The 14,573-nt window shown below is 63.1% G+C and carries 15 protein-coding genes; 7 read left to right on the forward strand and 8 right to left on the reverse strand.

Going from position 1 to position 14,573, the window contains the following annotated elements:
* Positions 1 to 43: 43 nt before the first annotated feature.
* The 3 genes from ACTJK6_RS02235 to ACTJK6_RS02245 all read right to left on the reverse strand — a co-directional run bounded on the left by ACTJK6_RS02235 (position 44) and on the right by ACTJK6_RS02245 (position 3,665).
* The gene (locus ACTJK6_RS02235) at positions 44 to 991 is read right to left on the reverse strand and encodes an ABC transporter substrate-binding protein (RefSeq protein WP_232042752.1); all 948 of its coding nucleotides are present in this window, start codon (positions 989 to 991) and stop codon (positions 44 to 46) included.
* A 153-nt stretch (positions 992 to 1,144) separates the two neighbouring features.
* Positions 1,145 to 2,176 carry an ABC transporter permease gene (locus ACTJK6_RS02240; RefSeq protein WP_440838244.1) on the reverse strand — a complete coding sequence of 344 codons (1,032 nt, stop codon included), beginning with the start codon at positions 2,174 to 2,176 and terminating at the stop codon, positions 1,145 to 1,147.
* A complete protein-coding gene (locus ACTJK6_RS02245) occupies positions 2,169 to 3,665 on the reverse strand; it encodes a sugar ABC transporter ATP-binding protein (RefSeq protein ID WP_440838769.1) in 1,497 nt (498 codons plus the stop codon). The genes ACTJK6_RS02240 and ACTJK6_RS02245 overlap by 8 nt, the downstream gene beginning before the upstream one ends.
* A 297-nt stretch (positions 3,666 to 3,962) precedes the next feature.
* Here ACTJK6_RS02245 and ACTJK6_RS02250 point away from each other — a divergent pair, with 297 nt between their 5' ends.
* The 4 genes from ACTJK6_RS02250 to ACTJK6_RS02265 all read left to right on the forward strand — a co-directional run bounded on the left by ACTJK6_RS02250 (position 3,963) and on the right by ACTJK6_RS02265 (position 8,741).
* Positions 3,963 to 4,670, forward strand: a complete 708-nt coding sequence (locus ACTJK6_RS02250; protein ID WP_232042750.1) for a FadR/GntR family transcriptional regulator — start codon at positions 3,963 to 3,965, stop codon at positions 4,668 to 4,670.
* Between the two features lie 405 nt (positions 4,671 to 5,075).
* Positions 5,076 to 6,083 carry a zinc-binding alcohol dehydrogenase family protein gene (locus ACTJK6_RS02255; protein ID WP_440838245.1) on the forward strand — a complete coding sequence of 336 codons (1,008 nt, stop codon included), beginning with the start codon at positions 5,076 to 5,078 and terminating at the stop codon, positions 6,081 to 6,083.
* Positions 6,084 to 6,087: 4 nt separating this feature from the next.
* On the forward strand, positions 6,088 to 7,215 hold the full coding sequence (locus tag ACTJK6_RS02260) for a mannitol dehydrogenase family protein (RefSeq protein WP_440838246.1): 1,128 nt from the start codon (positions 6,088 to 6,090) through the stop codon (positions 7,213 to 7,215).
* Between the two features lie 14 nt (positions 7,216 to 7,229).
* Complete coding sequence (locus ACTJK6_RS02265) at positions 7,230 to 8,741, forward strand: UxaA family hydrolase (RefSeq protein ID WP_440838247.1); 1,512 nt, start codon at positions 7,230 to 7,232, stop codon at positions 8,739 to 8,741.
* Positions 8,742 to 8,760: 19 nt separating this feature from the next.
* Here the strand turns inward: ACTJK6_RS02265 and ACTJK6_RS02270 are convergent, their stop codons facing one another.
* Positions 8,761 to 9,534, reverse strand: coding sequence for a DUF2182 domain-containing protein (locus tag ACTJK6_RS02270; RefSeq protein ID WP_440838248.1), 774 nt, complete (start codon positions 9,532 to 9,534; stop codon positions 8,761 to 8,763).
* Positions 9,509 to 10,279, reverse strand: coding sequence for a DUF899 domain-containing protein (locus ACTJK6_RS02275; protein WP_414560604.1), 771 nt, complete (start codon positions 10,277 to 10,279; stop codon positions 9,509 to 9,511). The genes ACTJK6_RS02270 and ACTJK6_RS02275 overlap by 26 nt, the downstream gene beginning before the upstream one ends.
* Positions 10,280 to 10,366: 87 nt before the next feature.
* Between ACTJK6_RS02275 and ACTJK6_RS02280 the strand changes: the two genes are divergently transcribed.
* On the forward strand, positions 10,367 to 11,587 hold the full coding sequence (locus ACTJK6_RS02280) for a helix-turn-helix domain-containing protein (protein ID WP_440838249.1): 1,221 nt from the start codon (positions 10,367 to 10,369) through the stop codon (positions 11,585 to 11,587).
* A gap of 36 nt (positions 11,588 to 11,623) precedes the next feature.
* Positions 11,624 to 12,268, forward strand: a complete 645-nt coding sequence (locus ACTJK6_RS02285) for a Vgb family protein (protein ID WP_232042743.1) — start codon at positions 11,624 to 11,626, stop codon at positions 12,266 to 12,268.
* Between the two features lie 88 nt (positions 12,269 to 12,356).
* Here the strand turns inward: ACTJK6_RS02285 and ACTJK6_RS02290 are convergent, their stop codons facing one another.
* Complete coding sequence (locus ACTJK6_RS02290) at positions 12,357 to 12,560, reverse strand: cold-shock protein (protein WP_027677448.1); 204 nt, start codon at positions 12,558 to 12,560, stop codon at positions 12,357 to 12,359.
* A gap of 269 nt (positions 12,561 to 12,829) precedes the next feature.
* The gene (locus tag ACTJK6_RS02295) at positions 12,830 to 13,009 is read right to left on the reverse strand and encodes a GMP synthase (glutamine-hydrolyzing) (protein ID WP_440838250.1); all 180 of its coding nucleotides are present in this window, start codon (positions 13,007 to 13,009) and stop codon (positions 12,830 to 12,832) included.
* Here ACTJK6_RS02295 and ACTJK6_RS02300 point away from each other — a divergent pair.
* Entirely contained in the window at positions 13,002 to 14,144 is a 1,143-nt protein-coding gene (locus ACTJK6_RS02300) for a tyrosine-type recombinase/integrase (RefSeq protein ID WP_440838251.1), read from the forward strand. The two genes, ACTJK6_RS02295 and ACTJK6_RS02300, sit on opposite strands and share 8 nt — an antisense overlap.
* Before the next feature lie 34 nt (positions 14,145 to 14,178).
* On the opposite strand, the gene ACTJK6_RS02305 is transcribed toward ACTJK6_RS02300, so the two are convergent.
* Positions 14,179 to 14,511: a hypothetical protein gene (locus ACTJK6_RS02305; RefSeq protein ID WP_440838252.1), complete on the reverse strand. Its 333-nt coding sequence runs from the start codon at positions 14,509 to 14,511 to the stop codon at positions 14,179 to 14,181.
* Positions 14,512 to 14,573 lie beyond the last annotated feature (62 nt).

Raw genomic sequence — 14,573 nt, forward strand, 5'->3', positions numbered from 1 at the left:
GCGGCGAACGACGCTCCGCCACGCCCCTTGTTGCGATGATTCGTCAGTACAGGACGTTCTTGGCCTCGGGCGAATCCAGGTTCTGCTTGTTGACCATCATCACGCCCGTGTCGACCTGCTTCTGCACGGGCTTCTTCTCGATCACGCTGACGACCGTTTCGATGCCCTTGTAGCCCATCTGGTACGAGCTTTGAACGGCGATGGCGCGGATCGTGCCGTCGCGCACGAAGCCCTGCAGATCCTGGTTGCCGTCAAAGCCGATGGCGGCCACCTTGCCGCTCTTGCCCGACTGCTGCAGCGCGCGTCCCATGCCGACTGCCGTCGGCTCGTTTGCACCGAAGATGCCCTTCAGATCGGGGTTGGCGGCCAGCACGTCGGTCGTCTGGTTCAGCGCCGTTGCCATTTGCGATTGCGAGTAGAACGGCCCAACGATCTGCAGCTTCGAGTGCGCCTCGATGTATTTCTTGAAGCCGCCCACACGGCCGATTTCAGACCCAGCGCCCGGCACGTACGACATGATCGCGATCTTGCCGGTCTGGCCGACAGCGTCGATCATCGCCTTCGCGCACAACTCGCCCGCCTTCGCGTTGTCCGTGGACAGGAACGATTGGTAGTACTGCTTGCCGGAGTCGGACACCATCGAGTCGATCAGCACCACGGGGATGTGCGCCTCCCATGCCTTCTTCATCGCCGGCACCAGCGCGTCCGGGTCGGACGGCGCCAGCACGATGCCCGCGACATGCCGGTTCACAGCGTTCTCGACCATGTTCACTTCGTCGGCAATGGCCGATTCTGCTGCGGGGCCCTGGAAGGTCATCGTGTAGCCCTTCGCTTTGCCCATGGCGGCCGTCGCGCCCTTCTGAACGTTCTGCCAGTAGTTGGAATTTGCCGATTTCACGATCACGGCAATTTCACCGCCTGCCGCCTGTGCATAGGCAGAGAACAGTGCACACGTTGCTGCAACCACCGCCAGTACGGAAAACTTCTTCATGTCTCACTCCTTGGTTTTGGTTTGAACTTCTCGACTTAGAGCCGCCAACAAAACCGCCCTGGCGTCGTTGCGCCTCCCGATGTGACGAACATTCGGTACTACATGTACTGTCTGCGTCGGCACGCCTAGCCAGGACAATTTTGTTAGCGGCTCTTACAACTTGCGGTTTCTGAGCTGATCGATCCAGACGGTGCCAAGGATGACCACGCCGATGATGATCTGCTGGATAAAACTCGATACGCCGTTCATGTTGAGCCCGTTGCGCAACACGCCGATCACGAACGCGCCAATGGCCGTGCCCGAGACCGTTCCGACACCGCCCATTAGCGACGTCCCGCCGATCACGGCGCTGGCAATCGCGTCAAGTTCGTACATCACGCCTTCGTTCGGTTGTGCGGTCACGAGGCGCGACATCAACACGCACCCCGTCATCCCTGCCAGCAGGCCCGACAGCACATACGTGAACAGCTTCACGCCCTGCACGTTCACGCCGGACAGGCGTGCCGCCTCGGCGTTCGAGCCGACTGCGTAGATGTGGCGACCCAATGACGTGCGCGACAGCAGCACCGACACGGCGACGAACAGCGCAAGCATGATCACCACCGGGTAAGGAATGCCGGGGAAGACCGTGTCCGGAAAGCCGTCTGCGCCGATGTGCGAGATGCGAAACAGTGCGCCGTTGCCGAGTTCGCCAAAGGCGTCACCCAGGCCCGAGACTGGACGGGCACCCGTGATCTGCAGCGCCAAGCCGCGCGCGACCAGCATCATGCCCAGCGTGGCAATGAATGGTGGCAGGCCCATCCGCGTGATGCAGATACCGTTGACCCATCCGCACATGGCGCCGACCACCACGCCGGCCAGCATGGCAAACGGCACCGGTACGCCCATCTTCACGAGCAGCGCGGCCACCACGCCGGAGAGCGCCAGCACCGAGCCCACCGACAAGTCGATGCCGCCGGTGATGATCACGCACGTGGCGGCTACGCCCAGGTAGGCAATCGATGTGACTTGCAGTGCGACGGTCATGAAGTTGCCGACCGAAAAGAACGCTGCGCTGGTGGCGGAAAACGCGATCACAAGCGCCACGAGGCTGCCGAGCGCGGCAAACTTCTGGATCAAGTCCCGATGGTGTTGCTTGCGCTGCGTTTTCACGGCCTGCGGCTGATCTGATGTCATTTCAAGCATGTGTTCGTCCTGATGCGTAATGCAGAATTTCTTCCTGGTTGGTCTTCCGTGTTTCCAGGACTGCGGTGATGCGGCCTTCGTGAAAGACGGCAATTCGATCTGTCATGCCCAGCAGTTCCGGCAACTCCGAGCTGATCAGCACGACACCGACACCGTCCGCGGCGAGTTCGTCCATCAGCCCATAGATCGCGTACTTGGCGCCAACGTCGATGCCCCGCGTGGGCTCATCGAAAAACAGGATGCGCGAACCGCGATACAGCCATTTGCCGATCACGATCTTCTGTTGATTGCCGCCTGAGAGGTTGCGCACGGTCTGCCCGACCGACGGGGTGCGGATGTTCAGCTCGCGCACGTAGCGCTGTGCCACAGCGGTCTCTTCGGAAAAGCGCAGGAAGCCGTGCGAGGAGATCGCCCGGACATTGGCCAGCGTGATGTTCACGGCCACCGGCATCGACAGCGCCAGACCATCCTTTTTTCTGTCTTCAGACAGGTAGGCAATGCCCTGCCGGATGGCCTCGCGCGGCGAACGGATCGTGACCGGCGTGTCGCCCAGCGTGATCGACCCGGAGTCGAGCCGCTCCGCACCGAAAATGGCCCGTGCCACCTCCGTGCGCCCCGCGCCCATCAAGCCGGCAAAACCGAGAATCTCGCCCTTGCGCAACTCGAACGACACCGGGCCGAAGACGCCAGCGCGGCTCAGTGCGTTCACACGCAACAACACCTCGTCGGTCGGTACCGACTTGCGCGCGGGAAATACATCGTCCAGCGAGCGGCCAACCATCCGCGCGACGATCTCGTTGACACTGGTGGAAGCAAAATCGCTCGTGGCGATATGGCGGCCGTCACGCAGCACCGTCACGCGATCGACAATCTCGGCCATCTCGTCGAGCCGGTGCGAGATGTACAGAATCGCCACGCCATCGGCGCGCAACTCCTTGATGATGCGAAACAGCTGGACGGTTTCCGATTCCGTGAGCGAAGACGTGGGCTCGTCCATGATCAGCACGCGCGCGTTGAGCGACAGCGCCTTGGCAATCTCCACCATCTGCTGCTGCGCAATCGACAGCGCGCTGACCAGCGTGGTCGGCTCGACAGCCAGACCGATCCGCTGCAGATAGCTGCGTGCGTTGGTGTTGAGCTTGCGGTAATCAATGAACGGGCCGCGCTTGGGCTCGCGCGCCAGGAAGATGTTCTCTGCCACCGACAAGTGCGGCACGAGATTCAACTCCTGATGGATGATCGCAATGCCTGCCGCCTGCGCCTCGGATGTCGACGTGAACCGCACCGTTTCGCCCCGGTACGAGATCGCGCCATCGTCTGCGGTGTACTGGCCACTGATAATCTTCATCAGGGTGGATTTGCCGGCACCGTTTTCGCCGCAGACGGCATGGACTTCGCCCACGCGCAGATCCAGATCCACACCATCCAGCGCAACGACGCCGGGAAAGCGTTTGCCGATGCGTTGCAAGCACAGGATCTCTTGCGGCATCGACGATCTGGAGCTGCTTACGTGCGTAGGCACGGCATCAGCACTGCTCATCGTGGTCTCCGTTGTGTTGCGAGGCTCTGATCTTCCGCTCGACGCACTGGTAAGTCCAGTTCGGAGCGATTCGATCAGCCCAAGCATTTTTTGGTCAAGCCAATATCACTTACAACACACCTGCCTGACCACTAGTGCAAACCCTGAAGTGTTGCTGACACCAGTCTAGACAACGGCTGGCGGTGCCCATGCTAGACTCGAAACACACCCATGCGCGGCAACGCGCGCGCCAAAAACCACACCACAATGAAGCAGACAGAGCCAAAGCGGCTTTACCAATCTGTAGCCGCGCAAATTCTTGCGCTGATCCAACAGGAAAAGCTCGGACCGGGCACACGCTTACCTCCGGAGCGCGAACTGGCGCAGACGCTGGGCGTATCGCGCCCGTCGTTGCGCGAGGCGTTGATCGCCCTGGAGATTGGCGGCCAGGTTGAGATCCGCATGGGCTCTGGCGTGTACGTGCAAGACGCGAGCGCGGCGAGCGAGAGTGCGGCCATTCCGTCGCTGGGCGAAAGTCCCTCCGAACTGATGCAGGCCCGGGCCGTGCTTGAGGGCGACGTGATCACGCTCGCCACGGGGCGGCTGACGGCGGCCACGCTCGATAAGCTCCAGCGCACCATCGACCGCATGAAGAAGCTCGCATTGGGTGGAAAGTCGCCCACCGACGCCGACCGTCAGTTCCACATGCTGATTGCGGAGACCGCCGGCAATTCGGTCCTGAGCCGATTCGTGGCGGAGCTGTTCGACAGCCGCCATGACCCGCTCGCCATGGCCATCCGCGACCATGCGGAGGGCGAATCAAGCTGGCATGCGGCCGTGCACGAACACGAAGAGATTCTCAGAGCGCTGCAGGCCGGCGACCCCATCGCCGCGCAAACCGCCATGCGGGCGCACTTACGGGCGTCGGAAGAACGCTGGATCGCGGGCGCCATTCAGCAAGACAGCGCGCAGTAGCCGCACTCACCCCATGCGCGGTCCGCTCGCGGCCGCGCAACTCCTCCCCGCCACCCACGCCGCTCCCACCCCAATGCGGCCTGACCAAATTTCAGACCACCTCGCCTTGACCCCTTGAAAACAAGGGATTTTTTGCATCAGGGTTTCCCCCATCAAGGATTTTCTCTCAAGATGTTAAATTGGTCTGACCAATAGGTGAGGCCTGTTTGGCATGACCAGTTGCCGGAGACGGAGTCCGCTTCCTCCAACTTGGCGCAGTACGCGCGCGCAATCCGACCTCACCTCTTCCACCCAAGGAGACCGGAAGGTGACCTACCGTTTGCCATTGCCACGCGCCCATACACACACGCTTCAACGACCCCATCGAGCCGAGATCCGCGGCGCTTCTCCGGCTGGAGCCGCATCATGCTGACCGTCGTTTGCGAAACACCGGGCACGCTGCTGGCCCTGGACCGGCCAGTCCCAAGCCCCGCCGAAGGCGAAGTGCTGCTGCGCGTCAAACGCGTCGGCGTGTGCGGCACCGACCTGCACATCTTCACCGGCAATCAGCCTTACCTGAACTACCCGCGCGTAATGGGGCATGAGCTGTCGGGAATCGTCGAGCAGGCACCGGCCGGCAGCGCGCTGGCCAAGGGCGACGTGGTGTACGTGATGCCTTACCTGTCATGCGGACACTGCGTCGCGTGCCGCCAGGGCCGGACAAACTGCTGCGTCAACATCCAGGTGCTGGGCGTGCATCGCGACGGGGCGTTCACGGAATACCTCAGCGTGCCGCAAGCCTTCGTGCACAAGGCGGACGGCGTCAGCCTGGATCAGGCCGCGATGGTGGAATTCCTGGCCATTGGCGCGCATGCCGTGCGCCGGGCGCAGGTGCGCGCCGGGCAGCGCGTGCTGGTGGTCGGCGCCGGCCCGATCGGCATGGCCGCCATGATCTTTGCCAAACTGCGCGGCGCGGCGGTCACGGCGCTGGACTCGCGTGCGGATCGCCTTGCCTTTGCGAAGGAGCAACTCGGCGTGGATGCCAGCGTTGCGTTGGGCGAGACCGACGAAGCGCAACTCGCCGCGCTCACCGGCAATGAGTTTTATGACGTCGTGTTCGATGCCACGGGCAATCCGAAAGCCATGGAGCGTGGCTTGCGCTTTGTCGCGCATGCCGGCACCTATGTGCTGATCTCGGTGGTGGCGGCCAACATCTCGTTCTCCGATCCCGAATTCCACAAGCGCGAGACCACGCTGCTCGCCAGCCGCAACGCCACCACGGAAGATTTTGAGACCGTGCTCGACGCCATGCGCGCGGGCAAGATTCCGGCCGCGCTGAACACCCACCGCATGGCGCTGGCGGACGTGCCCGAGCACTTCAAGACGCTGCTCGACCCCGCCGCCGGCGTGGTGAAAGCCATCGTGGAGTGCTGAGCGCATGACCGAGCCGATCCTCCAGTTCGGCACGAGCCGCTTCCTGCAGGCGCACGTCGACTTGTTCGTGTCGGAAGCGCTCGATGCAGGCCACGCGCTGGGCGGCATCACGGTCGTACAGACCACGTCCAGCCCGGCCAGCGCTGCACGTGTGGCGGCACTGGCAGGCGGCGCGGGCTATCCGGTGCGCATTCGCGGGCTGCGAGACGGCACACCCGTTGACCAGACCGTCACCTGCCGTGCCGTGCGGCGCGCCCTGCAGGCCGAGGCCGACTGGGAACAACTGCGTGACCTCATGGCAACGGAGGTGCGGGTCGTGGTGTCCAACACCGCCGACCAGGGCTACCAGTTGGACCCACGCGATGACGCCAGCTTGATACAGCAGCCATCGCGCGTGCCGCGCAGCTTCCCCGCGAAACTGGTGGCGCTGCTGCTCGGCCGCTGGCTGCGACAGCCGAAGGCACCGCTCTCACTGTTTCCGTGCGAACTGATCGAGCGCAATGGCGACACGCTGTGCGCGACGGTCTGCGCGCTGGCGCAACAGTGGGCGCTGCCCGCCGCTTTCATCGATTGGCTGCACACGCATTGCGTGTGGGCCAACTCGCTCGTAGACCGCATCGTCTCGGAGGCATTGCTCCCCGTGGGCGCCGTGGCGGAGCCGTACGCGCTGTGGGCCATCGAACGCCGCCCTGGACTGGTGCTGCCCTGCACGCACCCGGCCATCGTGCTGACGGACGAACTGGACCACCACGAGCGCCTCAAGCTCTTTCTGCTCAACGCAGGCCACACCTTTCTGGCCGAGCGTTGGCGCGAAGATGCGCATCCCGCCGATATGACCGTCGTGCAGGCCATGGAAGACCCGCACCTGCGCCCGGCGCTGGAAGCGCTGTGGCGCGACGAGATCGTTCCCGTCTTCACAGCCCTGGGCAAGCGCGAGGCGGCCGAGGCCTATCTCGTCTCGCTGCGCGAACGGCTATTGAACCCCTACCTTGCCCACCGCCTGGCCGACATCGCGCAGAACCACGCGCAGAAGAAGCAGCGGCGCCTGGCGCCCATCGTCGCGCTCGCGCAGCAGTTGGGCTTGCACCTCGCCCAGCCGCGCCTGAACGCCGCGCTGGCCAATCCGAATTGAACCTGCAAAGCACCATGTCCGACGCATCCCTCATTCTTCTTGCCCCCGACGACGACGTAGCCGTCGCGCGTGTGGCGCTCGCGCCCGGCGCGGCACTCAACGCCGGGTTGACCACCCGCGACGCCATTCCCGCCGGCCACAAGGTCGCATTGCGCGACATCGCAGTGGGCCAGCCGGTGCACAAGTATGGGCAGGTCATCGGTGTAACCACTGCGCCCATACGCGCGGGTGAGCACGTGCATGTGCACAACATCGGCATGGCCAACTCCGCCGCCGAGCACGCCGTGGGCCACGCGTATCGCGCCACCATCCCCGTCGACACACCTGCCACGTTCGAAGGCTACGTGCGGGCGGATGGCCGCGTCGGCACGCGCAATTTCATTGGCGTCATCTCCAGCGTGAACTGCTCGGCCACCGTGTGCCGGCATATCGTGCAAGCGGCGCAGGCAGAGGCGGCCGCGTTTCCCAATGTGGACGGCGTTGTTGCCATCACACACGGCAGCGGCTGCGGCATGGCCGGCAATGGCGAGGGGTTGGAACTGCTGCAGCGCACGCTGCGCGGCTACGCCGACCACCCCAACTTTGCCGGCGTGCTGATCGTTGGCCTCGGTTGCGAAGTCAACCAGGTTGCACCGCTCGTCCAGATGCTGGGCGCCCGTACGCCGGGCCTGTTCGCGTCGCTCACGATCCAGGAAGAAGGCGGCACGCGTGAGGCGATTGCGGCCGGCCTGTCCATGCTGCGCGACATGCTGCCGATCGCGAATCAGGCACAACGCAGCACCGTCCCGGCAAGCCACCTCACGGTGGGCCTGCAATGCGGTGGGTCAGACGGCTACTCGGGCATCAGCGCCAACCCCGCACTGGGCGCAGCGGTGGATCTGCTGGTGCGACACGGGGGCACCGCAGTGCTATCCGAAACGCCCGAGATCTATGGCGCAGAACACCTGTTGACCGCACGCGCCGCCTCGCCTGCGGTGGCCGACGCGCTGATGGACCGGCTGGCCTGGTGGGAGCACTACACCAGCACGCTGGGCGCCGACATGAACAACAACCCTTCGCCCGGCAACAAGGCCGGCGGCGTCACGACCATCCTGGAAAAATCGCTCGGCGCGGTCGCCAAGGGCGGCAGCAGCGGCCTGATGGCCGTGTATGAATACGCGCAGCCAGTGCAGGCGCACGGCCTCGTCTTTATGGACACGCCCGGCTACGACCCGGTCTCGGCCACGGGCCAGGTCGCTGGCGGTGCCAACCTGATCTGCTTCACAACGGGCCGGGGCTCCACCTACGGCTGCAAACCGGTGCCCTCCTTGAAGCTTGCCACCAACAGCACACTCTATCGGCACATGGAACTCGACATGGACTACGACTGCGGCGGCATCGTCGATGGCCGCCTCAGCATTGCACAAGCCGGCCAGGCGCTGTTCGAACTGATGCTCACTACCGCATCCGGCAGCCGCTCCAAGAGCGAACTCAATGGTCTTGGCGACAACGAGTTCGTGCCGTGGCAGCTTGGCGCGGTGATGTAAGGCGTGTACTCGGCACGCCTCAAGGCAATGCGGCACGCAGCATCAACAGCAATCCTGCCCCGATCGCAACGACGCCAATGCAGCGGGCCATACGCTGTCCCGCAGATACCAGGCGCTCAAGCGTGATCGCCGCTGACACGACCGCCATTGCACGCAGATCCATGACGCCGGTCACCAACAGAATTGCAGTCAGGCCAGCGCACGACGCGGCGCAGCGCAGGCCGAGGCGCAAGCCAAATCGCCACGCATCGCCCCCAGGCGCTGGCCGTGCGCGGCACATCGCGAGCTGCCGCGCCTTCCATGCGCTGAACTGCAATGTGCCGGCTGCCAAAACCACCGCGCCGCTTGCAACCGGCGCCACACGTGCCAGCACAGGCCATGTCATTTCGAGCTGGGCCAACGCTGCACTCAGCGCAAAGACCATCGCGCCGATCAGCCCCCACACGGCAAAGTACGCCGTGCCTGCCAACGCGGTGTGCGCATCAACATTCGGATTGCCCGCCACATGAAGCGCAACGCGATACCGCCGCAGCATCGGCAGCAATGACGGCAGCATCATCGCCGTCATCATCACCGTCCACATGCCGATGAACGACGCGGCAAAGCTCTGCCACGTCTGACCGCACGTCGGCATCCACGCCATCGGCATCTCCGTCATGGCAGGCATGGCGTTGCACCACACCACCGTCGCCGTTGTGCTGGCGATGAACAGCAGTGCCGAGACGGCCAGGAAGCCGCGCTCGGACACTGCCTGCTCGCGCGACACCTCAACGCTGCTGAGCGTACTCGTCATGGCGACGCCACCAGACACCGGTTTCGTTGCGGCCGAGCGGTGCGCGGTCCAGCCACTGGTATGCACCCCACAAACCGTCGAGCCCACGCGCGTAGGTGGAATACGTGTGGTACACGACGCCATCTTCCAGCACGAAGGCGCTCATGCCGGGCCGGTCGCGTACATAGGTGGGCGCATCGGTGCCGCACATGCTGGCGAACTGCTGCACGGGTTCGGGCAAGTCCGATGCATCCATCACGTGGCTGCCGCGCACGTAGTTGTAGTCGGCACTGCCTGCGCGCTGCTGGTCTTCCGTGATCGAGACGTTGAAGTCGTAGTTGAAATCGCTGCCGACTGATGACGCCCATGGAAAGCTCCAGCCCATTCGCTCGCGATACTCGATCAACTTGGCCAGCGGCCCGCGCGACACCGCCATCAACGTCACGTCGTGGTTCGCCAGATGCGTGACAAAGCCGTCAAAGCCATCGGCAATCATCGAGCACGAGGGGCAGCCCGCCTTGTAGTCCGGCCCGAACATGAAGTGATAGACCAGCAGTTGCGATCGCCCGCCGAAAAGATCGCTCAACGTGGCGCTTCCGTTCTCCGTTTCAAAGCGATACGTTTTGTCGACGCGCACCCAGGGCAGCGCCTGTCTGCGGCGTGCCAACTCGTCGCTGCGGCGGGTGAGTTCCTTCTCCGCCTTGAGCAGTTCAATGCGCTCTGCCAGCCAGGTTGCGCGGGTTGCTGTGGGGTGTGTTGCACTCATGCTTGCCTCCGTTTTTGGGTGAGTGGTCGTGTGCTAGATTAGGCGCCGACCTCAAACGGCGGGAGTGACAAGTGTGGCGGGATTCGAATGGATTCATTGATCACGGCTGCAGCGCGCGCACTCGCTGCCGGTGACCCATTCGGAGCGCTGAACCGCGTCGCCTTGCGTGACGACGCGCCAGCACTCGCACTGCGCGGCATCGCCATGGCACAGCTCGGTGACCTGGCGCGGGCCAAGCTGTTGCTGCGTCGCGCAGCCCGTGCGTTCGGCTCACGCGAGGCCGTGGCACGCGCTCGCTGCATCGTCGCTGAAGCCGAAGTCGCCCTCGCCTCGCGCGATCTGGGCTGGCCCGAAAAAACCCTCGACACGGCACGCGCCACGCTTGAAGCCCATGGCGATCACGTCAACGCTGCGCACGCGCGGTATCTCAGCATCCGCCGTCTTCTGCTAATCGGGCGCCTGGACGATGCAGAGGCCGCCCTTGCGACGCTCAACCCGGTGCATCTTCCGCCGGTATTGCGGGCAGCTCACGCGCTTGTCGTCGCGGGCATTGCGATCCGGCGCTTGCAGACGACATCCGCGCGCGCCGCTCTGGCCGACGCCGATCTCGCGGCGCGCCAGGCCGGCATCCCGACGCTCACCGCCGAAGTCGAACGCGCCGCCCTTGCACTGAGCGCACCGGCCGCGCGGCTGGTCTCACGCGGCGAGGAGCGCGTTCTGCGCCTTGAAGATGTCGAGGCCCTCTTTGCATCAGACGCACTCGTTGTAGATGCGTGCCGGCTCGCCATCCGGCAGGCCGATACGGTTGTCTCGCTCGCCAAGCGGCCGGTGCTGTTCACGTTGGTACGTGCACTGGCCGAAGCGTGGCCGGAAGACATGCCCAGAGACGCCCTGATCGCCCGAGCATTCCGCACCCGGCATCCAGACGAATCGCACCGCGTGCGCCTGCGCGTAGAGATCGGACGCTTACGCACCGCGCTGGGTGCGTTGGGCACGATCAAAGCAACCCGGCACGGATTTGCACTGCAAACGCACGCGACACAGCGTGTGGTCGTGCTCGCGCAACCCGTCGATGAGCAATACGCCGCCGTGTTGGCCTGTCTGGCCGATGGGGAATCGTGGTCCAGCTCCGCATTGGCGCTGGCGCTTGGGGCCAGCCAACGCACCGTACAGCGCGCGCTCGACGCATTGGCAGCCGCCGGCAAGGTGCAGTTTTTCGGACGCGGCCGCGCGCGCCGATGGGTGACGCCTCCGGTACCTGGATTCGCGACCACCTTGTTACTCCCCGCACCGCTGCCAAGTGACTAGGATGAAGACTCCACAACCGATTCCAGCGAGCCCAACATGAAACGATCCACCGCCGAAGTCGTGCGCGAATACGGCCCCTTCCCTGGCGCAGAGAACGTCGGCGGCGTGACCTACGATGGTCAACACGTCTGGTTTGCTGCCGGCGGCCAGTTGAAGGAACTCGACCCCGACAGCGGCAAGACGCAGCGCTCCATCGACGTGCCCGCCCATGCCGGCACCGCATTCGACGGGCGGCACCTGTTCCAGATTGCCGAAGACCGCATCCAGAAGATCGACCCGCAAACGGGCACCGTGCTCGCCACGATTCCCGCGCCAGGCGCGGGCGGAGATTCAGGCCTCGCCTGGGCCGAAGGGACGCTGTGGGTTGGTCACTACCGGGAGCGCAAGATCCGCCAGATCGATCCGGACACCGGCAAGGTGTTGCGCACCATCGAATCCAACCGGTTCGTCACGGGCGTCACCTGGGTCGACGGTGAACTCTGGCACGCCACCTGGGAAGGCGATACGAGCGAGTTGCGGCATATCGATCCGCAAACCGGCGAAGTGCTGGAGCAGCTTGATATGCCGGCGGGCATCACTGTGTCGGGGCTGGAATCGAACGGTGCCGATCAGTTCTTCTGCGGCGGCGGCACCACCGGAAAGATTCGCGCGGTACGGCGGCCCCGCAAGCAGGCGGCATAGGCGCTCTGCGGAGCACTCGACAGCGCGTGCGTTTGGCCGCGAAAAAAAACCCCGCAGTGCGGGGTTTTTTCTTGGCAGATGCGACCGATCAGATCGCTTCAATCTTCGTAGCAGCCGGACCCTTTTGGCCAACGCCTGCAACGTAGCGAACCTTCTGGCCCTCTTGGAGGGACTTGAACCCGCTGCCCTGAACTTCAGAGAAGTGAGCGAAGAGATCGTTGCCGCCTGCGTCCGGGGTGATGAAGCCGAAGCCCTTGGAGTCGTTGAACCACTTTACTGTGCCGGTTTCCATGTTGGATATCCTAAAAAGTTCTGCATGAGCCTGTGCTCATCAGGCACGACAATCAAGGAAGAAACATGGAGCAAAGGAAGCACCGCTTGGTGTGACAACCCAGAACATCGGAGTAACTGCTTGAAGATCCTGCGAGGATGGTTTCTACAGGTGTTCCGTTCATGTGTCAACAAATATCACATAGCGTGCCACCCTCCACCTCCTTGTGCAGGCACTGGAAAGAAAAAAGCCCGCATAACGCGGGCTTCTGTCCATCTTGAGAGAAAACCTCACTCCCACTCGATCGTCGCAGGCGGCTTGCCCGACACGTCATACACGACACGGCTCAAACCACGCACCTCGTTGATGATGCGGTTCGACGCAGTCTGGAAGCGTTGTCTGGTGCGGGTTCTCACGGTTTTAGTTCGTCTCTGTCCAAGCTCTGTCCAAGGGGTCAGAGCAATGAGCATCCGTCTACGCGGGAAACGATTTCAGGTTCGTGTCACCGTCAATGGTCATACCGCCACACAAAGCTTTCACACCATCGCCGAAGCGCAGCGCTGGGAAGCGCACCAGAAGATCCTGCTGGAGCATGGTGTGGCTGAGCGAAGCAAGACCGTAGTGCCACCAGTCAAGTTCACGCTGGCCGATGCTATCGATCGGTACAGTACCGAAGTTCTCCCCGGCAAACGAGGGCATCGGTCAGAGCAGTACCTGCTACGGTACTGGCAAAACTCGTCCCTTGGGAACCGCCAGGTAAATGAGATTTCCAGACAGGATCTGGTCATGGTACGAGACGAACTTCAGGACTCCCCCCTCAAGCCCGCCAGCGTACGCCGATACCTCGATTGCCTCTCAGCCGTGCTCACCGCTTGCTCCAGAGACTGGCTGCTGGTCAACACGAACCCAATGAGGGAAATCCGCAAGCCAGCAAACGGCAAACCAAGGGAGCGTCGTGTAAGCGGGCAGGAACTCGGACGTATTCTTCATGCTGCCCGCTTCGCCCCTGACCTTCAGGCGATCATTACTCTTGCCGTTGAGACTGCGATGCGCCGCTCCGAAATCCTTAGCCTGGAATGGCAACACGTCGATCTGGAAAAGCGTGCTCTGTGGCTCCCATTGACCAAGAACGGTGACAGTCGCACCGTACCATTGTCTATAAAAGCCACGAGAACTCTCGCAAGCCTCCAGCCACAGGCTGACGGCAAGGTATTTTCTAAGAATGGGACCAGCCTATCGGGTGCCTTTCAGCGTGCGGTAAGGCGTGCCCGCAAGACCTACGAACAGGAACGCAGAGCAGATGGCGTACTACCAAGCGAGCTGGAACTTGACCCGTTCCTGCGAAATCTTCGCTTCCATGACCTACGCCACGAGCGCATCAGTTCTCTGGTCGAAGGCGGCTTCAACCTCATTGAAGTGGCTGCGATATCGGGACATCGGACGATGCAGTGCTTGAAGCGATACAGCCATCTGCAGACGACGCTTCTGATCGAAAAGCTGGATCGAATGCCTCAGCCATCAACCACGCTACCTGCGGTCCACCCGGTCGGCGGGTCCGTCGAAAGGATCGAGAGAGTGGAGATCTTCACCGGACCTAACTCTTGAGGTGCTATTCCGCTTTGCGACCGCTGGCCCCAGCTTAGTGCTTGGCGGGGGCTAGACTTGCTTCCACAATCTCGTTGATCCGTTGCCTAGCGTCCTTGTCCCTGAAATAGGCTTGCATCAATCTGTAGATGTCCACGTCGCCCATGGAGCCACCCCATAGGTTGCAGGCCAGCGCCAACGCTCGCACGCCCATGCCGATCTGCAGGTGACTCAGCTTGTGGCAACTGTCTGAGCCGACCTCTTTCTTCATCGGCTTCTCGTAGAAGCAAGGCCACGCTCGTTGCACTGCAGCCTGGATTTCCTGCTGTGCCTGAGCAATGTCCCGCTTCTTCTGGGCGTGTTCCTGGGAAGGTGTGAGAGTTGCCATTATCTGGTCCCCCTCAGGTCATTTACATCAACGCTTGCGAGCTGGGCTAAGAGCTTCGCCTT

The organism is Ralstonia sp. 22086 (assembly GCF_052045975.1).
GTDB classification, from domain to species: domain Bacteria; phylum Pseudomonadota; class Gammaproteobacteria; order Burkholderiales; family Burkholderiaceae; genus Ralstonia; species Ralstonia wenshanensis.